The organism is Nonomuraea sp. NPDC003709 (assembly GCF_040610775.1).
Taxonomy (GTDB): Bacteria; Actinomycetota; Actinomycetes; order Streptosporangiales; family Streptosporangiaceae; genus Nonomuraea; species Nonomuraea angiospora_A.
Genome location: NZ_JBEXMW010000001.1, coordinates 85,901 through 105,633, shown reverse-complemented (window position 1 = coordinate 105,633; position 19,733 = coordinate 85,901). Strand labels below are relative to the sequence as shown.

Sequence of the window (19,733 nt, the reverse complement as noted above, 5' to 3'; positions counted from 1 at the left end):
GGGAGGCGGTCTGGTGGCCCCTCCCTGATGCATGCGGGTGAACCCTCCCGGAAGAACCCCCGTACCTGTCGAAGATCGGACTTTCCTTGCCCACGACGAAACCGGAGGGAGTGGTCGCATGTGGAGTCCATCGGGGGAAAGACGATTCAGGCCGTGGTTGGGGGCGGTTTGCCTGAGCGGAAGCGTCGCGCTCGTCCTGTCAGGCTCTCCGCCGTACGCGCAGACCGGGGCGGTGGATGTCTATCTGAGCACGGTCGCGACTGAGGGCATCGCCTGCCCGAACGTGGCGGACAAGCTGCCCGACGTCCCGGCCGCCGCCAAAGCCGAGGTCGACCGCAACCTCGCCCAACTCGACAAACAACTCCAAGAAGCCAACAACCGACTCGCCACCTCAGCAGGAGAAGGAGGCTCCAACTTCGTCCAGAACGCCATCCTCGGCCCACTCGCCGACAAACGCGCCGCCGCCATCGACCGCATCTCCATAGCCATCGGACGCGTCGCAGAACGCCCCACCGGCCTCAACGAGCTCGCCACCTGCTCGCTCGGCGACGCCGCCGCCCCATCCCAGATGGCCACTCCATCCCAGGAGGCCACCCCGACCGACCAGGCGACCTCATCCGACCAAGCCACCCCACCGGAACAAACCACCGCGCCCCCGGCGACCGGCTCCGCCACATCTGATCCCAGCGGCAGCCAGACCGCGGACCCGGCCGCGCAGACCATCGTCTGCCCGAACGTGGCGGACAAGCTGCCCGACGTCCCGGCCGCCGCCAAAGCCGAGGTTGACCGCAACCTCGCCCAACTCGACAAACAACTCCAAGAAGCCAACGACCGACTCGCCACCTCAGCAGGAGAAGGAGGCTCCAACTTCGTCCAGAACGCCATCCTCGGCCCACTCGCCGACAAACGCGCCGCCGCCATCGACCGCATCTCCATAGCCATCGGACGCGTCGCAGAACGCCCCACCGGCCTCGACGAACTCGCCACCTGCTCACTCGACGACGCCCAGAACTCGGCGGACGCCGGGCCCACGGCCGACGACTACGTCGACATCCGTGACGTCCCCAAGGCGGAGCAGCCAGAGGCCGGCGAGAACGCCTCAACGGGCACGTACGCCTCCCGATGCGGTACGAACCGCGACGGTCACTCCAACACCGACAACCTCATCCTCGCCCCGGGCATGTCGGACGGGGCCCAGCTCAGGCAGGACTACGTGGGCAACATGTCCACGGACGCGTTCTCGACCAACGAGAGCCTGGCCGCCGCGGACACCACCTGCCGCACCAGCGACGACCGGTCCGCCTACTTCTGGCCGACCCTGCGCGTACGCGGATCCGACGACGAATCCACGGCCGGGGACGACACGAACAACGTCGGCACCCCCGTACAGCCGACGTCTGTGAAGCTCGAGTACCGCGGGAACCTCACCTCGGAGGTGACGGCGGCGCCGCGGTTCCTCAGGATGATCTCCGGCGACGCCAGGGCGGCCAGCAACGGCGCTGAGAACGCCCGCCCGACGTTCACCTGCACGGGCTTCACCGACCGGCTGACCGACAAGTATCCGATCTGCCCCTCCGGCAGCGACCTGGTCCGCGTCTTCGACATGCCCAGCTGCTGGGACGGTCAGAACCTCGACAGCGCCGACCACCGCACGCACCTCGTCTTCCCTGACGAGACCGGCGCCTGCCCCGGCGGCACCGAGGCCGTGCCGCAGCTCCGGATGACGCTCACCTACGACGACGTGCCCACCTCAGGAGACGTCCCCTTCGCGGTGGACGGACCCGCGAGCGAGCAGAACAACCCGAGCACCGACCACGCCGGCGCCATCGGCGTGATGTCGCACAGGCTCATGAACACCATCGTCCGCTGCGTCAACAGCGGCAAGAACTGCTGACACCGACAGCATCGAGCCCGGCCTGTGGGGAAGCAGGTGGGCATGGCTCGGAGCAGCGCGTCGGCGGGTGACCGCCGATGGAGTTCGAGACGCTGGTGAAGGCCGCCCAGTGGGCCGGGGTGGAAGATCCCCGGCTGCTGGCGGCCCTCGCCACCACACCGCGCGACCGGTTCGTACCGCCGCGTTACGCCGACCGCGCCCCTTTCGACGAACCGATCCCGATCGGCCACGGCCAGCCCACCTCGCAGCCGTCCCTGATCGCGCAGATGATCGACGCCCTGCGGCTGTCGGGCACGGAGACGGTCCTGGAGATCGGCACCGGGTACGGCTACCAGACCGCCCTGCTCGCCCGCCTGGCCCGCCGGGTGTACTCGATGGAACGCCACGCCGACCTGGCCCGGCACGCGCGGGCCAACCTCGCCTGGGCCGGGGTGACCGGCGCCGAGGTACTGGTGGGCGACGGCACCGCCGGACTGCCCGAGCACGCGCCCTTCGACGCCGTCGTCGTGTCCGCCACGGCCCGGACGGTGCCCGCCCCGCTCGCCGAGCAGCTCGCCGAGGGCGGACGGCTGGTCATGCCGATCCACGCGGAGCTGGACGAGACCGTCGTGCTCTTCGGCAAGCGGCACGACCGCCTGGTCCAGGAGCGCCTGCTGACACCCGCCCGGTTCGTCCCCCTGATCGGCGAACACGCGGACGACACACCCGGCCGGTGAATACGTGATGACACGAATGACTCCGACTGACCACAGGACCGGTCAGGTAAATGTGCGAGTCAGTGAAAACGCCGCGCACTTGTGGCAGCTTCGGACGGCTTACAGCCACATATCGGCATCAAGGGGGTTCTGTCGCGGCTGTGCCGCCTCGACCGCTACGGTATGGGGCTGAGCGCCGCCGCCGAGGCGGCGGCCTCGGACGATCAGCGAAGATCAGGGGAACATTTCGAGGAAGTTGAAGTGACGACTGCGGCGTCGCCGCGTCCCTCTACTCTTGCCGAGATCCTGGCCCGCCCGCTTTGAGGGCTTTGTGCTGGATCGCCATTAGGGCGATCGGGATGGGGTCAATCCGCACCGCCCTCAAGCGGCCAATGATCTTGCAATTGCTCCCGTACTCCGTCAAACAGGCATGGATTCCGATTTATCATGACTTATCAGTCTTACCCGTTAGATCAGCCGCTTCCGGCTCAGCCGGCGACGCCGGACGCTCCCCCGGCCGAGGCCGTCAAGACGACGGCAGAGGGCGAAGAGGACAGCGGCGGCGTCCTCGACGTACTCGAGAAGATCGGCTCGGTGGTGGTCCCGGCCGGTGTCACGCTGTACGCGCTGCTGTACATGGGCTTCAAGGAGATGTACAGCGTCTTCGGCATCACGCCCGAGCAGGCCGGCATAGACCAGTCCGTGCTCTTCGGACGGCTCCTGGGCTCCCTGCTGCCGCTGACGCTGATCATCGCCTCCTGTATCGGCCTGCTCATCAGCCTGGGCTGGCTGCTCAACCTCATCACCCGCGGCTGGGCCGGCCGCCTGTTCCAGGCCGTCCGGAAACGCCCGTGGATCGTCGCCGTGATCGCCGCGGTCTGGGCCGGTCTGTCCTACCTGGGCTTCCTCTATTACGTGTACACCGCGGTGGAAGAGCACCTGGGGGGTGGTGAGGTCGTCCTCGCGATCCTGCTGGGCTTCCTGGCCTACGTGGTGCCCTTCCGCCTGCTGCGCCGCAAGTCGATCGGCCGCGCCGGGATGAAGGTCCTGATCGGGGCCTTCACGGGGGTCGGGCTGGGATACGCGCTCATCATCCAGATGGTCTTCGGCGCCGTGCAGGTGCAGGAGACCGGGCAGGCCAACGCACTGCTCGACAGCCTCGGCTTCCAGGACCAGTGGGCCAGGCTCCAGGACAGCAGCGGCAAGACGCTCTACGACGGGCGCTGGATGATGCTGCTGGGCGAGTTCGAGGGCGGATACGCCTTCTACGACTGCGACAAGCTGATGACCTTCCGCAAGTTCTCGGAGAGCACGATCCTGATCGACATCCAGCTCGATCCCGACCGGGAAAAGGGCTTCACCTGCGGCACGCTCGCCGACAAGGACAAGAAAGCCAACTGACCCCGCATGACCCTCGTCCTGTACGGCGAGCGCCGCCGTACAGGACCTCAGCATTTCCCCAAATCCAGTTACGACGTGGTCACGACCGGTTAAAGTCCAACCCACTCGCTGGCGCAGGGATGACGACGATGGGGGCCGAGGTGGCTCAGCACCTGAACGCGGCGCTGGCGGAGCTGGTGATCCTCCGCCGGTTCCGCCGAAGGAAGGTCCGTTTCGGCCGCCGGACCGGGCCTTTGGTCCTTCAGTGCGAGCCCTCGGACTACCACGCGGCCGACCTCGAGGCGATTCGATCGTGGCCCGCGGAGTACTACGAAGAGTATTCGAGCGTCCTGCCGATCAACGAGCCGTGCACAACCCCGCCGAACGCCGACCTGTCGCAGTTCGCGGCGGAATTGCGGGCCGTCGCGCACAGGTTCTCGCGTCCCGCCTACCGGCTCCCCCTCGTCTTCCCCCGCTTCGAGGCCGCGTACGCGCTGGCGAGCTGGAACCTCCGCGACCCGGAGCAGAAGCGCCTCGCCGAGCTGGGCGAACTGGACGCCGAGCTGGAGGAGAAGGTCAAGGAGGCGATCGACAAGGCGCGGCAGAAGAACCTGCGGGAGGTCCGCAAGGCGATCAAAAAGGTCGTCACCAACTCCTACCTCGGAAACCTGGCGAGCGGCATTGTCGGCCTGGTGATCGGTATATTCGGCGCTTTCCAGGTCCGTGCCCACTGGACCCTGCGCTGGTACCGGAAGCAAGCGTTCAGACGGCCGCTGGGGACCACCGAGGAGCTCGTCAGGGAACTGCGCCGGCTGCTGATCGAGCCGTCCAAGAACAACATCGACGAGAAAGAGCTCCTGCTCGTCAAGGCCCTGCTGGCGGATATCAACGCACACCACGGGCTTTTCCGCCGGCTCAACCGGGTGCGCCGTCCCGTCATTCTCCTGCCCGACGTCGACCTCGTCCCGGCGCGGCGGAAGATCAGAGACACGCTCCTCGCCGCGTACGATCACGGATCCCGCGGCCTGCGCGCCTATCCCGTCGTCGTGGCGACCTCGGCGCGGGGCGAGGCACCGGTCGCGAGAGGGGCCAATCCGCCCGTCTCTCCGGGCGAACTCGCCAAGGAGATTCCGGCGCTGTTCGCACGGCGGAAAGAGGCCATCGAGAACATCATCGCCGGCGGCGCCGAGCCGGTGCCCAGCCGGCTGCTGCCGGTCACCCTGGGATCGGGTCCGGCGCCGAAACCTCCCCGCAGGGGGCCGGGACCGCTGACCCTCGCCACCGAGATGTTCGCTCTCGCGGGCGTCCTGGGTTTCGTCACGTACGCGGTGATCCTCCCGCCGCCGGAGCCGGCGAGCTGCGGGGAAGGGCTCGTCGTGATGGGCCGCGACTGCATCGGCGTGTCGGACGGCACAGGCGTGCTCATGCCGGATCTCGACGGCATGCCGGAGGTCTTCGCGCGCATCGAGGCGGAGAACAATCGGATCGCGGCGAAACCGTACGCCACCGTGGCGTTGATGATCCCCATGCAGTCGGACATCCCGGCCGTGCGCAAGCAGATCCTGAGCGAGGTGCAGGGCGCCTATCTGGCCCAGCTGCAGGCCAACACCCCCGACGCCGCGAAGCCCCCGATCCGCCTCGTCCTCGCCAACCCCGGCCGCGACTACGGGTACTGGCAGAAGACCGTGGATTACCTCACCGAGAGGGAACCGCAGCTCCGCGTCGTCGCCGGGTTCAACCTCAGCCTGACCAACACGTGGAACGCGATGCACCACCTGACGAAGGACCTGGGGATCCCCGTCGTCGCAAGCCTGGTCACCTCATCCGATTTCGCCAACCCGGAGACCCAGGACCTGAGCCGGGATCCGTTCCCCGGCCTGGCCCGCGTGGTCTCGACCACCAAAGAGCAGGCCGAGGCGCTGCTCAAGTCCGACCCGAAGCTGGCGGGCGCCGAGAGCGCGCTCGTCGCGGACACCCGGCCCCTGGACAACTACGACAAGTCGCTGCGCGACGCCTTCACCGAGGCCAGAAAGGGCAAGAAGGGCACCGGGGTCCAGGACATGACGTACGAGTCACCCGGCCTTGAGGAGCCCGGCCGCACGCCGAACCGGTTCCAGGACTTCGCCTTGAACATCTGTCAGTCGAACGCCCGTTTCATCTATTTCGCCGGCCGGGCCTTCCATCTGAAGCTCTTCGTCAAGACGCTGGCGAACACCTACTGCGCCGGCAAGAAGTCCTACACCGTGATCACCGGCTCCGACGCGACGACGCTCGACAGCCGCCTGGACGCCGAGGATCTCGAACTCATCCGGGGCGACCCGGGCGGCGGCAGACCGTCCGTGTCCGTCGAGTACGCCGCCCCGGCCCACCCCGCCGCCTGGAACATCGAGGTGGCGAAGTGGTGGCGGGAGAACACCCGCAAAGACTCCAAGCCGAAGCGGGAAGACCTCCCGCGCTATCTCGCCGAGCCGCAGGAGTCCCTGGCCCGGCTCCAGCACCTCATCGCCACCGCCAAGATCGGCCCTGTGGCGCTCGAGGACGGGCGTACGATCATCACCCACGACGTGGTCCTGACCGCCCACCGGGCCCTGGCGAAGGCCGTCGCGATCAGCCCCACGGAGGTCCCTTCCCGACAGGACGTCAAGGACGTTCTCGCCGACCTGCACGCCGCCTACCGGATCCAGGGCGCGAGCGGCTTGATCTGCCTGACCGGCGCGGGCAACCCGTACGACAAGGCCCTGCCGGTCGTCCGGCTGGACCCGGCCTCGGGAAAGCTGACGTTCAAGGGCGTCGCCTGGCCGGAGGGGAAGCCCCCGAACAACAACTGCGTCGTGCCCCAGACCACCTCATAGGGCACCCTCGCCTCAAAAGCATCCCCAGTCCCTGCCGTGGGCTGCCTACGTACGTGGAATAGGTACCTATACGGGGAGTTCTCACCTCTTCCTGCGGCACCTCACTGAGGCATTCTCGATGGTGTGAGCAGACCCAGGCTCACTGAACGAGAGGCAAGGAAGAGGACCCCCTTGGGGGTAGGACATGAACAGGCTTCTGATGAGCAGCATCCTGACCGCGGTCACCGGCCGCCGCCAGATCACGTGCCGCACGGCCTCGTGGTGGCTCTCGCCTGACCTCGGCTCGGTGTGCGATGCCCGCCGTCTGACCCGTGACAAGCTCGCCGCCTGGGGCCTCGACGACCAGGTGGAGGCCGCGGAACTGCTCGTCAGCGAGCTGGTCGGCAACGCGCTGGAGCACGCGTACGGGCCGGTCCGCCTCAGCTTCTCCGCCGAGGACGGCCTGCTGCGCTGCGAGGTCGAGGACGAGAACCCCGTCCTGCCGCACATGCGGGTCGTCGACGCGGACGCGGAGAGCGGACGCGGGCTGTTCCTCGTCGACGTGCTGTCCTGCTGCTGGGGCGGCGAGCGTACGGCGCGCGGCAAGGCCATCTGGTTCGAGCTGCCGGTGTTCGCCCGCGCCGAGACCGACGCCCCCATCGGCGCCCTCGCCCCGGTCGCCGCCTGAGCCCGGAAACCACCCGAGCCCGGCCGCCCCTGAGCCCCGAAAAGCCCCGATCGCCCCCTGAGCCCCGGAAAACCTCCTGAGCCCCGAGCTCTCCCGCCCCGGCTAGCGGACTACTCCCACTCGATGGTGCCCGGAGGCTTGCTCGTCACGTCGAGCACCACCCGGTTGACCTCCCGAACCTCGTTGGTGATCCGGGTCGAGATGCGCGATAGCACGTCGTAAGGCACCCGCGCCCAGTCGGCCGTCATCGCGTCCTCGGACGTCACCGGTCGCAGCACCACCGGGTGCCCGTACGTGCGCCCGTCCCCCTGCACCCCCACCGACCGCACGTCGGCCAGCAGCACCACGGGGCACTGCCAGATCTGCCGGTCGAGGCCGGCCCGGGACAGCTCCTCGCGGGCGATCGCGTCGGCCTCGCGCAGCAGGTCCAGGCGCTCGCGGGTGACCTCGCCCACGATGCGGATCCCGAGGCCGGGTCCCGGGAAGGGCTGGCGCCAGACCATGGCGGACGGGAGCCCCAGCTCCTCGCCGGCCCGGCGCACCTCGTCCTTGAAGAGCGCGCGCAGCGGCTCGACCAGCTTGAACTGGAGGTCGTCGGGCAGGCCGCCGACATTGTGGTGGGACTTGATGTTGGCGGTGCCGGTGCCGCCGCCCGACTCCACCACGTCGGGGTAGAGCGTGCCCTGCACCAGGAACTCCACCGGACCGTCGGCCATGATGGCGCGCTGCTCGTCCTCGAAGACGCGGATGAACTCGCGGCCGATGATCTTCCGCTTCTCCTCCGGGTCGGAGACGCCCTCCAGCGCCTTCAGGAAGCGGTCGGCGGCGTCCACCACGCGCAGCTTCACGCCCGTGACGGCCACGAAGTCGCGCTCCACCTGCTCGGCCTCGCCCTTGCGCAGCAGGCCGTGGTCGACGAAGACGCAGGTCAACCGATCGCCGATGGCGCGCTGGACGATCGCGGCGGCCACCGCGGAGTCGACACCGCCGGACAGGGCGCAGATCGCGCGGCCGTCGCCGACCTGGCGGCGCACGGCGTCAATGGAGTCTTCGACGATGTTGAGCATGGTCCACGACGGGCGGCAGCCTGCGGCGTCGAGGAAGTGCTTGAGGACCACCTGGCCGTGCTCGGAGTGGAGCACCTCCGGGTGGAACTGCACGCCGTAGAGGCCGCGCTCAGGGTGCTCGAAGGCGGCGACCGGGGTCTCGCTCGTCGAGGCGGTCACCGTGAAGCCCTCGGGGGCTGCGGCGACGCTGTCACCGTGTGACATCCAGACCGTCTGGGCGTCCGGCAGCCCGGCGAAGATCACGCCCTCGTTGAGCACCTCCAGCGCGGTGCCGCCGTACTCGGCCACGCCCGTGCGGGCCACCTCGCCGCCCAGCGCCTGCGCCATGGCCTGGAAGCCGTAGCAGATGCCGAACGTGGGCACACCCGTCTCGAACAGCCCGTGCGGCACCGGCGGAGCGCCTTCGGCATAGACCGAGGAAGGGCCGCCGGACAGGATGATCGCCTTGGGGTTCTTGGCCATCATCTCCTCGACCGGCATGGTCGAAGGCACGATCTCGGAGTAGACGTGGCACTCGCGCACACGCCTGGCGATGAGCTGCGCGTACTGTGCGCCGAAGTCGACCACCAGCACTGTGTCGAATTCAGACACCGTGAGAACCCCCCAAAGGCGAAATGCGGTGACTACAGTCTATCGGCCTTGTGCATTACGCCTGGCCTGCCACCGGCACTCGTGCTAACACAGAACAATGGATCTTGTCTGGCCGGTGACCGCGTGGGCTCTGTGGGCCGCCACGCTGGCCGCCGCCTTCAAGGTGTCCAGCCGCGACCGCCCGCGACGGGCGCCGCGACACGAGACGCCACCGGCCGTGGTCGAGCTGTTACGCGGCATGCGGGCCCAGGAGGTGTTCCACTCGGCGCTGTTCGAGCTGGCCGGGCGCGGGTGGCTGACGATCGAGGACGATCGTCTCTCGCTGGCGCCCCTGAGGCAGGAGCCGCTTCTCCCGTACGAGCGATGGGTCCTGGAACGGGTGGTCGCCCACCTGGCGGGCCGGCCGTACGCGCCCGTGATGGCGGTCATGCCCGAAGGGGCCGAGCTGGACGGCGGCCTGGTCCCGCTGGCCCGGCAGACCGCGATCGACCTGGGCCTGGCGCGGCGGCGCTGGCCGACCATGATCGTTCCGGTGCTCCTGGCCGCCGGGCTGTTCATCCCCTGGTACGCCACCATCTCGGCGGCCGGGCTGTCGTGGCCGGGGATGATCGCGACGATGGTGTCGTTCGTGGCCGGGGTGGGGCTGCTCATGGCGGGCCGGGGGTTCCTGCTGACCCAGGCCGGGCGGGAGATCGCCGGGCCGGACGCCGAGCCGACGGATCCCGGGCAGGAGTGGATCTTCACGGGCAGCGGCTGGCACGGCGACGAGATCGAGCCGCCCGGATCAGCCGCGTCCGGCGCCAAACGGCAGGAGGTCTCCGGTTACGTCGTCAAGCACTGGGCCGTCGCCGACCCGGATCACGAGACGACGAGCGGCAGGTGCGCCTACTACGTGGCCGTGCACGACGGCAGCTCGGAGAAGGCCAGGTCGTTCCTGGTCACGCAGGGCCTCTACCAGGACGTGCTGCCCGGCGACCACGTCCGGCTGCTGGTCAGGCCGCACAGCGGCACGGTGGTGCGGGTGCTGGCGCACGAACGTCACTGGTAGGGCGGCAGGTTCCCGGTGAGCAGGGTCTCGGTCTGCAGGCGCAGCCGGGCGGCGTACCGGGGATCGGTCAGCACCAGGAACCGCTCCTCGCGGATGGCCGCCACGACCAGGCCGGCCACCTCGGCCGGCTCGATGCCGCGCTCGGCCGCCCGGCCGACCCATTCCTGCGCGTCCGCCTCGTCCTGGGTGGGGGTGGCGACCAAAGCGGCCGGGCGTACGCGCTCGGAGTCGGCGATGCGGGTCCTGACCGCGCCGGGGCAGAGCGCGGTCACCCGGAGTTTGGCGCCCGTGGCGGCCAGGTCTTCGGCGAGGGCCTGGGACGCGGCCATGGCGGCGTACTTGGTGACCGCGTACCCGCCCGATCCCGGCGTGGTGAACAGCCCGGCCACCGACACCGTGTTGACGATGTGCCCCTCGGTGTCCTGCTCGATCATGCGCGGGACGAACTCGTGGATGCCGTGGAGCACGCCCCACAGGTTCACGCCCAGCAGCCAGGCGAAGTCCTCCTCGCCGCGGGTCCACATGCGGCCGCCCTGGAAGACGCCGGCGTTGTTGCAGAGGACGTGCACGGCGCCGAACTCGCCGAAGCAGCGGTTGGCCAGGTGCCGTACGGCCGCCGCGTCGGAGACGTCGGTGACCTGTGTGCGCACCTTGCCGTCGCCTGCCTGGTAGGCCGTCTCGGCGAGGCCGCCGGGATCGACGTCGGCGAGCATCAGCGCCATGCCCTCGGCCGCGAACCTGAGCGCCAACGCCCGCCCGATGCCGCTGGCCGCGCCGGTCACCACGGCGACCTTGCCGGAGAGCTCCCGCACAGGATCATCCTCCCCTCGCTCGCGACCGACGCTACCTCCTCCCTTCTTGAGAAGGGAGGGGGCGATCTAGAGGATGCGGTCGATCAGGCCCAGGGGCGGCGAGCCGAGGTCGAACAGGGCCTTGTGGTAGCGCTGCAGGCTGAAGTCCGCGCCCCACTCGGCCCGCGCCCGCTCCCGCAGGTCGAGGATGAGCAGCTTGCCCCAGGTGTAACGCCCGTACGTCGGGTCGAAGGTCGCCCGCCTGGCCTCCGACAGCGCGGCCGGCCCGGCCAGGTGCGTGTCGGACTCGAAGCGCCTGGCGCCCTCCTCGACCGTCATCTGCCCGGTGTGCACGCCGATCGCGCAGGCCAGCCGGGTGACGCGGAGCAGCGCCTCCACCCAGACGCCGATCTCGAACCGCGGGTCGTCCGGCTCGAAGCCCTCCTCCACGCACAGTTCCTCGGCGTAGTGCGCCCACCCCTCGATGAACGCGAGGGACTGCAGGAGCCGGCGCACGTCCGACTTGGCCCGCCGCAGCGCGCGGGCGTGCGAGAAGTGCCCGGGCGCGACCTCGTGCACGTTGATCGCCGGCAGCGTCGCGTTGCTGAAGACCTCCAGCCACTCCTCCTGGTCCTGCTCCGGCCAGGACGGCTCCGGCGGCGTGATGTAGTACCAGGACGGGCCCTCGGGCTCGCCGGGCGAGTTCCACGCCATCATGGCCATCGCCCAGCGCCGCGACTCGGGCGCCAGCCCCACCAGGCACTCGCCGTCGTGGTAGGGCACGAGGTCCTTCTCGCGGGTGAACGCGATGGCCTTCTCGGTGCCGATCCGCGCCGCCTCGATGACCCCGTCGGGGTCGGGGTGGTCCTTGACCAGCTCCCGTACGACGTCCAGCGGCGCCCGGTCCCGCTCCCCCAGCTTGGCGCAGGACTCGGCGAGCAGGCCCATCAGCCGGTCCCGCTCGGCGTCGGCGCGCTCGGCGAGCCTGCCCAGGTCGACGGGCAGCCCTTCGGCCGTGCCCATGAGCCTGGCCAGCGCCTCGCCGCCGAGCGCCGCGTCGGGGTCGCCCTCCGCCGCGGCCCGCTCGACGTGGGCCACGAGCAGGCTGTGCGCCTTGAGCGCGGCCTCGTCGGTGACCCCGGCGGACAGTCCCCTGGTCGCGGCGAGCAGGGACTGCGCGACGGGGGCCGGGACCTGGTCGAGCGAGGCGAGCGCCTGGTCCACCGCCTCGGGCCAGAGCGCGAGGTGGGCCGCCTTGGCCGCCTCGCGCTCCTCCTCGGGGGCGTAGTCGCGGTCGTAGCAGGCGAGGTCGAGGTTCGAGAGGTGGACCAGCGGGTTCTTGCGATGCAGCTCCAGCTCGCCGAACTGAGTGCGCAGGCTCTCCTCGAACACCTGTAGGTGCTCGGCGTCATGCGCGTCCGCGGGCAGCGGCCCCTCGCCGAGTCGCGCCAGACCGGACCGCACGCCCGCGGGCGAGAGGTCCTGGATCCGGCCGTCGTACTCGTGCCTGCCACCGCCCTCGCGCGCCTCGGCCACGAACAGGTCGGTGATGGCTCGCAGCCTGGCGTCAAGTTCTGTCATGCGGCCGACGCTAGCGCACACCTTTCGCCCTGTTTTATACAAGCGCGTACCGGTCGGCCGTAATGTGAGAATGTTTCCCATGGCCCTCAAGATCACGACGCTCGCGGAGCGTCCCGAGTTCGCGTCGTCGCTGTTCGAGATGGACCATACGTGGCACGATTTCGTGCTCGAGGACCCGATGGCGGACCTGTTCTATCCGTTCGCCACCACGACCTACGCCGACTACGTGCTGGTGGCCGACTCCGACGAGGAGCCGGGACGGCTGGCGGCGCGGGCGTGCATGATCCCGTTCCTCTCCGGGGGCTCCGAACTGCCGGACGACGGCTGGGACGGCGTGATCAGGTACGGCTGGCTGGCCCGCGAGCGCGGCGAGCGGCCCGACAGCATCTCCGCCCTGGAGATCTCCGTCCGCCGCGACCTCCAGGGGACGGGGCTCTCCTACCTGATGCTCGCGGCCATGCGCGAGCGCGCCGCCGACCTCGGCTACCGCGAGCTGGTGGCGCCGGTCAGGCCCAACGGGAAGCACCTCGAACCGCGCACCCCCATGGCCGAGTACGCCTTCAGGACCCGCGCCGACGGCCTGCCCCATGACGCCTGGTTACGGGTGCACGTGCGGGTGGGCGGGAAGATCGTCAAGGTGGCGCCGCGCTCGATGGTCGTGTCGGGCACGCTGGCGGAGTGGCGGCGGTGGACGGACCTGCCGTTCGACCGGCCGGGCCCGGTGGAGGTGCCCGGCGCGCTCACCCCGGTGCACTGCGACGTGGAGCAGGACCACGCCGTGTACGTCGAGCCGAACGTCTGGGTCAGCCACCCCCTGGCCTGAGCGCGACCCGGCGCCGCAGCTCATCGGCGAACTGTCCGGCGTCCAGCCCCTTGGCGGCGGCCCAGGCGTCATCGTGACAGGTCGCCAGATGCCGGTCGGCAGCATCTCCGACCAGCGACACCACAGTGCCGGTCTCGCCCCTGGCCCGCATGCGCTCGACCAGCTCCAGCGCCGCCCAGAGCGCCGTGCCCGACGAGCCGCCCACCGCGAGCCCCGTGACCGCCCTGAGGTGCCGGGCCGCCGCCACGCTCGCGGCGTCGGGCACCGGGATGACGAGGTCGACGAGATCGGGCCGGAACCCCGGCTCGACGCGGGGTCGCCCGATGCCTTCGATCCGCGACGGCATCCCGGTCGCGTAGTCGGACACGTCGAGCGTCCATCCCGGGAAATATGCCGAATTATCGGGATCGGCCACCGCGACCGGCAGGGCAGGTCGTGCTCGCGTACCCACCGCCCGAGCGTGGCGGAGGTGGCACCCGTGCTCGCGCCCGTCACCACCCAGTCGGGCCGCACCTGGGCGAACAGCTCCTCCCCCAGGTCGTGCTCGGCCGCCCGGCCGAACTGGTCGAGGAAATGGCCCGGGATCCCGCGCGCCGCGTCGTAGATCGCCAGTGGCGGCGTCACGAACCTGCACTCCCCGCCCAGCGCCTCCACCGCCCTGGCCCGCGCCTGGCTGCGCTCGCCCGGCATGACCACGATGTACGGCAGCCCGAGCCGCCGGGCGAACCAGGCCTGCGCGACGGCCGCGTTGCCGCCCGTGGCCTCCACCACGGTCGTGCCCTCGCCGACCAGCCCGTCGAGGACGGCCCGCCGGAACAGCGCCCTGGCGTGCCGGTGCCGCAGGCTCCCGGTCGGCTGCGCGGACTCGTCCTTCAGCAGCAGCCTGATCCCGGGCGCCTGGACCGGGAAGTCGATCAGCGGGGTGGGCTCCCCCGCCGCCAGCACGTCGAGGGCCCGCGCGTTCCAGCTCACGGCTCCACCCTGCCAGGCCGGGGCGGGCCGGGCGGCGCCGTTCGCCACGAGCCGACCGATCGGGCGGGCGGGCGGCCGGCGGATCCGGGTGCCGTGATCAGGGGATCTCGGTGGTTTCGCCCGGAGCGAGCAGCCGGAGCCGTTCGCCGAACCCGGCGAACGCCTTCTCCACGGTGTCCCGCCCCTGCGTGAAATGCGCCCAGTGCTCGAAGTGCAGCGGCACCACGTGCCTGGCCCCCAGGATCTCGGCCGCCGTCACGGCGTCCTCGCTGGTCAGCGTCAAGTAGCCATCGACCAGCGGCGTGCGTGCCCCGCCCGCGAACAGCAGCGCCACGTCCACGGAGCCGAACCGCCCGGCGATCTCCCGTACGACGTCCAGCGAGGCGTTGTCGCCGCTCACGTAGACGGTCGGCAGCCCGTCACCGCTGAGCACGAACCCGGTCACCTCGCCCACCAGGTGCTCGGTCCCGTCGGGCCCGTGCTGGGCGGGGACGCCGGTCACCCGCAGCCCGTCGCCCACCGTGACGGACGTCCAGTTGGGCAGCGCCCGCACGGAGGATCCCAGCCGCCCGGCCGCCGACCCGGTGGAGAGCACCAGCGGAACGGACGCCAGGTAGTCCCGCCCGGCCCTGTCGAGGTTGTCCGGGTGCTGGTCGTGGGAGAGCAGCACCGCGTCCACGGCCCCGAGCTCGGCCGCGCCGGAGGCGGGCCCCGCGGTCTTCGTGAGCGCCCTGTTCCCGATCGGGTAGTCGCCGGGCGCGTCGAACGTGGGGTCGGTCAGCAGGCGCACCCCGCCGATCTCCAGGACCGCCGTCGGCCCTCCGAGGTAACGAATCTCCATGGACGTCAACGACACCGGCCCAGGACGGGTTATTCCACGACGAGCCCGTTGATGATCCGCACGGTCGACCGGTGGCAGAGCGCGCGAAAGTCGGCCTCGGCCATCCCGATCCGCCCGCTCAGGTACTGCTGGACCAGCCCCTGCGCGCTCGACGTGATCGTCATCGCCGTCTCCAGGGGATCGTCCTCGCGCAGCCGCCCCGTGCGCATGCCCTCCTCCACGAGCTCGGCGACGACGCTGAACGGCGGCCCCTGCCCGTCGCGGAAGTCCTCCGGGAAGCGCCGCGCCCCCGCCCAGGCGTCCAGGATCAGGAACCGGTACAAATGCGGGCTCCCGAGCGCGAAGTCGAGGAAGTCGTCCAGCGCGGCCATGCATCGCTCGTCCCACGTCCCCGAAGGAGAGCGCTGCCGCCATGACTCGGCCAGCTCGCGGGCGCTGCGGTCGGCGACCGCGCGCAGCAGGGCGTCCCGGTTGGGATAGTGGCGGTAGATGGCCATGGCGGTGATGCCCACGGCGTCGCCCACGCGCCGCATGCTGACCGCGTCGGCGCCGTCCTCCAGGAGGATCCGCCGCGCGACGGCCACGATGCGCCCGGCCGTGCCCTGATCGTTCACGTTTACAGCGTAGACGTCACTTCAAGCGCAGCCGCCGCATCGTCTTGAGCGTGGCGGCCAGGGTGGCGGCCCACTTCTCGTACGGCAGCCCGAACGGCGGCTCGAACCCCAGCCAGCCCGCCTGCGAGGCCACGGTCTTGGACTCGGTGTAGCGCAGCAGGCCCTCGGAACCGTGCCGGCGGCCCAGCCCGGACGCCTTCATACCGCCCATGGGGGCGTCGTAGGAGGCGTAGGCCGAGGCGTACCCCTCGTTGATGTTGACCGTGCCGGCCTTGACCCGGGCTGCGAGCGCGCGGCCGCGCGGGAGGCTGGAGGTCCAGATGGAGGCGTTCAGGCCGTAGATGGTGTCGTTGGCCAGCTCGACCACCTCGTCCTCGGAGGTGAACGGGTAGAGCGCGACCACCGGCCCGAAGGTCTCGTTGCGGCACAGCTCCATGTCCTCGGCGACGCCGGTGAGCACGGTCGGCTCGTAGAACAGCGGGCCCAGGTCGGGCCTGGCCCTGCCGCCGGTCAGCAGCCTCGCGCCCTTGGCCAGGGCGTCGTCCACGTGCGCGCTGACCGTGTCGAGCTGGCGCCGCGAGGTGAGCGAGCCCATCTGCACCGACCAGTCGTGGCCCGCGCCCAGCTTCATGCCCTGGACCTGCTCGACGAAGCGCGCGGCGAAGGCGTCGAACACGGACGCGTGCACGTACAGGCGCTCGATCGACAGGCAGAGCTGCCCGGCGTTCGTGAAGCAGGCCCGGATGGCCCCCTGGACGGCCACGTCGAGGTCGGCGTCGTCGAGCACCACCATCGGGTTCTTGCCGCCGAGCTCCAGCGAGCAGCCGATGAGCCGCTTGGCCGCCTCCTCGGCGATCTTCCTGCCGCCGCGCGTCGATCCCGTGAACGCCACGTAGTCGGCGTCGTCCAGCAGCGCGTCGCCGATCTCGGCCGGCTCGCCGAGCACGACCTGCCAGATCTCGCGCGGCATGCCCAGCTCGGCCAGCAGGTCGATGGTCCACAGCGTGGACTGGGCGGTCTGCGTGTCCGGCTTGTGCACGATCGCGTTGCCGGCCAGCAGCGCGGGCACCGCGTCGGTGACACCCAGCGCGAGCGGGTAGTTCCACGGGGAGATCAGCGCGACCACGCCCTTGGGCCGGCGCAGCTCCACGACGCGGGTGGCGCCGGGGAAGACGCCCTTGCGGGCGCGCGGCGCGAGCAGGCCGGGCGCCCGGCGGGCGTAGTGGAGAGCGCAGCCCGCGACGTCGAGCACCTCCTCGAAGGCGTGCTTGCGGGCCTTGCCCGTCTCGTCCTGGACGATGTCGAGGATCTCGGCGCGCCGGTCGAGGATCGCGTCGTGCAGCCGCAGGAACGGTCTCGCCCGCTCCGCCACGGGCCTGCGCGCCCACTCCTCCTGGGCGGCCCTGGCCTTCTCGTACGCCCTGCGGACGTCGTCGACGTCCGAGACGGGCAGCTCAGCGAGGGTTTCGCCGGTGAAGGGGGCGATGATGTGCCGTGTCCTACCGCTGGACGTCACGTGCATGCCAGAAGGATATTCCGCCCGGCTACCCACGGGTAGTTTTTGCGGATTCGCGCCGTAGCGACAGAATCCCTACATGGCAACCTTCGCTCCGCTACGCCCCGGAGATCCACAGCGGCTGGGGGGCCTGGATCTCCTCGGCCGGCTCGGTGAGGGCGGTCAGGGCGTCGTCTACCTCGCCCAAGGCCACAATGACTCCCGCGTGGCCGTCAAATGGCTGCGCCCCGACCTGTCGGGCGACCAGGTGAGCGCCGAGAGGTTCATGCGCGAGGTCCAGGTGGCCCAGCAGGTGGCGCCGTTCTGCACCGCCGCCGTCCTCGGCACCGGGATGGAAGAGGATCGGCCGTACATCGTCAGCGAGTTCATCGAGGGGCCCTCCCTGCACCGGGTCGTGCAGGAGGAGGGGCCGCGCACGGGCACCGTGCTGCACCGCCTGGCCATCGGCACCGCCACCGCGCTGGCCGCCATCCACCAGGCCGGCATCGTCCACCGTGACTTCAAGCCGGCCAACGTGATCATCGGCGCCGACGGGCCCCGGGTGATCGACTTCGGCATCGCCAGGGCGCTGAACGCCACCTCCACGATCAGCAGCATGGTCGTGGGCACGCCGGCGTACATGTCGCCCGAGCAGATCATGGGGCACACGGTCGGCCCGGCCGCCGACATGTTCTCGTGGGCGAGCGCGATGGTCTTCGCCGCCTCCGGGCAGGCGCCGTTCGGCAGCGACACGATGCCCGCGGTGATCAACCGCGTCCTCAACCAGCATCCCGACCTGGGCATGCTCGACGGGCAGCTGCGTGACGTGGTGGCCGCTTGCCTGTCCAAGGACCCGGCGCAGCGGCCGACGGCCGAGCAGGTCATCATGCAGCTGCTGCGGCACCCGGCGCCGGGTGCCGCGCCCGTCTCCGGGCCGCAGCCCGCGCCCGGCTCCGGCTTCCTCGCGCAGGCCGCCGCCGAGGCAGCCCCCGCACCGCCGTCGCCGTTCGCGTCGCCGTCAGGGCCGCCGGGCCCGCACTCCGGCCAGCACTCGGGCCCACACTCCGGGCCGCCGTCGGGGCCCATGTCCGGTCCCCTGCCAGGTCCGCCGTCAGGGCCCGCGTCGGGTCCGCACCCGGCCCCGCACCCGGTCCCGCACCCGGTCCCGCCGTCGGGCCCCGTCCCGTACGGGCCCGGCGGGCACTCCGGCCCGATCCCGCACACCGGCTCCGTCGCCCCGTCCCCCCAGCCGCCGTGGCAGCCTCCCGGAGGCTACGGCCAGCCCACGCACCCGAGCTGGGGCGAGCAGCGGCCGAGGAAGAGCAGGGCGCCGCTGGTCGCCGGCATCACGGTGGCGGTCGCGCTGCTGATCCTCGCCGGCGTGGTCGTCTACATCCAGGTCGACAAGTCGTCGACGCTGGCCGGCCCGGCCAAAACCCCGACGACGACCTCGACGAGGAGCAGGACGACCACCAGCCCGGCCCCCACCGAGCAGGCCGTGCCGAGGCCGGGCATCAAGAAGACGCTCCCCGGCGCGAACATCTCCCTCTACGAGGACCCGGGCGACGCGATCGTGCTGACCTCCTACGAGATCTACGACAAGAAGAAGGACGACTGGATCGACTACGCCAGGGGGTCGCTGCGCGGCTCGTTCACGAAGTACGCCGCCAACTGGGAATCGTTGGTCTCCCCCGACGGCCGCTACCTCGCCGAAAGGGGCAGGAGCTACAGCTCCGACGACTTCGACTTCATCGTCCTCACCGACCGGCGGACGGGCGACCGTTCGACGATCAAGACCGTCAAGGAGCCGCTGATCAGCAGCATCAGGGCGTGGTCGAGGGACGGCTCGAAGATCCTGCTCAACACCGAGCGCAAGGTCGGGAGCAAGTGGCTCTACCTGGGCTTCGTCATGGTGGACGTGGCCGCCAAGAAGGCCACCCAGGTCGACGTCAGCGACACCTCCGTGCGCCAGACGGCCTTCGGCTTCGACGGCACCGAGGACGGCGCGGTGAACGTCTATGGCGACGAGAAGAACCGCAGCCTGCGCTTCTTCAACGCCCTGGGCAAGGCCACGAACTCGACGAGCGAGATCGGCACGCTGTCCGCCGGCACGCAGGACCTCTTCTCGCCCTCGGGCAAGACGTTCGTCACGAACTGCCCCAACGGCGGAGACGGCGACCACTGCATCTGGGACACCAGGTCGGGCGAGCGCCTGCGTAAGTTCTCCTCCCAGTGCGACAAGGTCCTCGGCTTCTACGACGAGAGCCATCTCTACTGCTGGGAGCAGGACAACGGCGCCGACGACGAGGTCCAGGTGGTCGACTTCACCGGGAAACTCGTGCGCAAGCTGCTCGAGGTGCCGGACGACATCGACTTCAGCCCGGTCTTCACCGCCAACCCGAACAAGGGCTCCTGAACCATC

General features: G+C 70.4%; 15 protein-coding genes and 1 pseudogene. 8 read left to right on the top strand and 8 right to left on the bottom strand.

Going from position 1 to position 19,733, the window contains the following annotated elements; translation table 11 throughout:
• Positions 1 to 232: 232 nt before the first annotated feature.
• The 5 genes from ABZX61_RS00590 to ABZX61_RS00570 all read left to right on the top strand — a co-directional run bounded on the left by ABZX61_RS00590 (position 233) and on the right by ABZX61_RS00570 (position 7,488).
• The gene (locus ABZX61_RS00590; protein ID WP_355190338.1) at positions 233 to 1,894 is read left to right on the top strand and encodes a DUF1996 domain-containing protein; all 1,662 of its coding nucleotides are present in this window, start codon (positions 233 to 235) and stop codon (positions 1,892 to 1,894) included.
• Positions 1,895 to 1,971: 77 nt separating this feature from the next.
• Positions 1,972 to 2,610 (top strand): protein-L-isoaspartate(D-aspartate) O-methyltransferase, encoded by a 639-nt coding sequence (locus tag ABZX61_RS00585; RefSeq protein ID WP_350731100.1) that lies wholly within the window; start codon positions 1,972 to 1,974, stop codon positions 2,608 to 2,610.
• A 426-nt stretch (positions 2,611 to 3,036) separates the two neighbouring features.
• Positions 3,037 to 3,990: a hypothetical protein gene (locus tag ABZX61_RS00580; RefSeq protein WP_355190336.1), complete on the top strand. Its 954-nt coding sequence runs from the start codon at positions 3,037 to 3,039 to the stop codon at positions 3,988 to 3,990.
• 128 nt (positions 3,991 to 4,118) lie between these two features.
• On the top strand, positions 4,119 to 6,821 hold the full coding sequence (locus ABZX61_RS00575; protein WP_355190334.1) for a hypothetical protein: 2,703 nt from the start codon (positions 4,119 to 4,121) through the stop codon (positions 6,819 to 6,821).
• A 184-nt stretch (positions 6,822 to 7,005) separates the two neighbouring features.
• Positions 7,006 to 7,488 carry an ATP-binding protein gene (locus tag ABZX61_RS00570; RefSeq protein WP_355190332.1) on the top strand — a complete coding sequence of 161 codons (483 nt, stop codon included), beginning with the start codon at positions 7,006 to 7,008 and terminating at the stop codon, positions 7,486 to 7,488.
• Between the two features lie 110 nt (positions 7,489 to 7,598).
• Here ABZX61_RS00570 and guaA read toward each other — a convergent pair whose 3' ends face one another.
• Positions 7,599 to 9,146, bottom strand: coding sequence for a glutamine-hydrolyzing GMP synthase (gene guaA, locus ABZX61_RS00565; RefSeq protein WP_355190330.1), 1,548 nt, complete (start codon positions 9,144 to 9,146; stop codon positions 7,599 to 7,601).
• Between the two features lie 97 nt (positions 9,147 to 9,243).
• Here guaA and ABZX61_RS00560 point away from each other — a divergent pair, with 97 nt between their 5' ends.
• A complete protein-coding gene (locus ABZX61_RS00560; protein ID WP_355190328.1) occupies positions 9,244 to 10,194 on the top strand; it encodes a hypothetical protein in 951 nt (316 codons plus the stop codon).
• Here the strand turns inward: ABZX61_RS00560 and ABZX61_RS00555 are convergent.
• On the bottom strand, positions 10,185 to 11,006 hold the full coding sequence (locus ABZX61_RS00555) for an SDR family NAD(P)-dependent oxidoreductase (RefSeq protein ID WP_355190326.1): 822 nt from the start codon (positions 11,004 to 11,006) through the stop codon (positions 10,185 to 10,187). The two genes, ABZX61_RS00560 and ABZX61_RS00555, sit on opposite strands and share 10 nt — an antisense overlap.
• 66 nt (positions 11,007 to 11,072) lie before the next feature.
• A complete protein-coding gene (locus ABZX61_RS00550) occupies positions 11,073 to 12,566 on the bottom strand; it encodes a DUF885 family protein (RefSeq protein WP_355190324.1) in 1,494 nt (497 codons plus the stop codon).
• A gap of 79 nt (positions 12,567 to 12,645) precedes the next feature.
• On the opposite strand from ABZX61_RS00550, the gene ABZX61_RS00545 reads away from it, so the two are divergent.
• Positions 12,646 to 13,389, top strand: coding sequence for an N-acetyltransferase (locus ABZX61_RS00545; protein WP_355190322.1), 744 nt, complete (start codon positions 12,646 to 12,648; stop codon positions 13,387 to 13,389).
• On the opposite strand, the gene ABZX61_RS00540 is transcribed toward ABZX61_RS00545, so the two are convergent.
• The 5 genes and pseudogenes from ABZX61_RS00540 to ABZX61_RS00520 form a co-directional block, all read right to left on the bottom strand.
• Complete coding sequence (locus tag ABZX61_RS00540; RefSeq protein WP_355191471.1) at positions 13,370 to 13,840, bottom strand: hypothetical protein; 471 nt, start codon at positions 13,838 to 13,840, stop codon at positions 13,370 to 13,372. The two genes, ABZX61_RS00545 and ABZX61_RS00540, sit on opposite strands and share 20 nt — an antisense overlap.
• 23 nt (positions 13,841 to 13,863) lie before the next feature.
• Positions 13,864 to 14,334, bottom strand: a pseudogene (locus ABZX61_RS00535) (pyridoxal-phosphate dependent enzyme); the annotation flags it as partial.
• A gap of 124 nt (positions 14,335 to 14,458) precedes the next feature.
• On the bottom strand, positions 14,459 to 15,202 hold the full coding sequence (locus tag ABZX61_RS00530; RefSeq protein WP_355190320.1) for an MBL fold metallo-hydrolase: 744 nt from the start codon (positions 15,200 to 15,202) through the stop codon (positions 14,459 to 14,461).
• Positions 15,203 to 15,231: 29 nt separating this feature from the next.
• Positions 15,232 to 15,816, bottom strand: coding sequence for a TetR/AcrR family transcriptional regulator (locus ABZX61_RS00525; RefSeq protein ID WP_355190318.1), 585 nt, complete (start codon positions 15,814 to 15,816; stop codon positions 15,232 to 15,234).
• Positions 15,817 to 15,832: 16 nt separating this feature from the next.
• Positions 15,833 to 17,338 carry a succinic semialdehyde dehydrogenase gene (locus tag ABZX61_RS00520; RefSeq protein WP_355190316.1) on the bottom strand — a complete coding sequence of 502 codons (1,506 nt, stop codon included), beginning with the start codon at positions 17,336 to 17,338 and terminating at the stop codon, positions 15,833 to 15,835.
• 73 nt (positions 17,339 to 17,411) lie between these two features.
• On the opposite strand from ABZX61_RS00520, the gene ABZX61_RS00515 reads away from it, so the two are divergent.
• On the top strand, positions 17,412 to 19,727 hold the full coding sequence (locus tag ABZX61_RS00515; protein ID WP_355190314.1) for a WD40 repeat domain-containing serine/threonine protein kinase: 2,316 nt from the start codon (positions 17,412 to 17,414) through the stop codon (positions 19,725 to 19,727).
• The last annotated feature ends 6 nt before the right edge of the window (positions 19,728 to 19,733 follow it).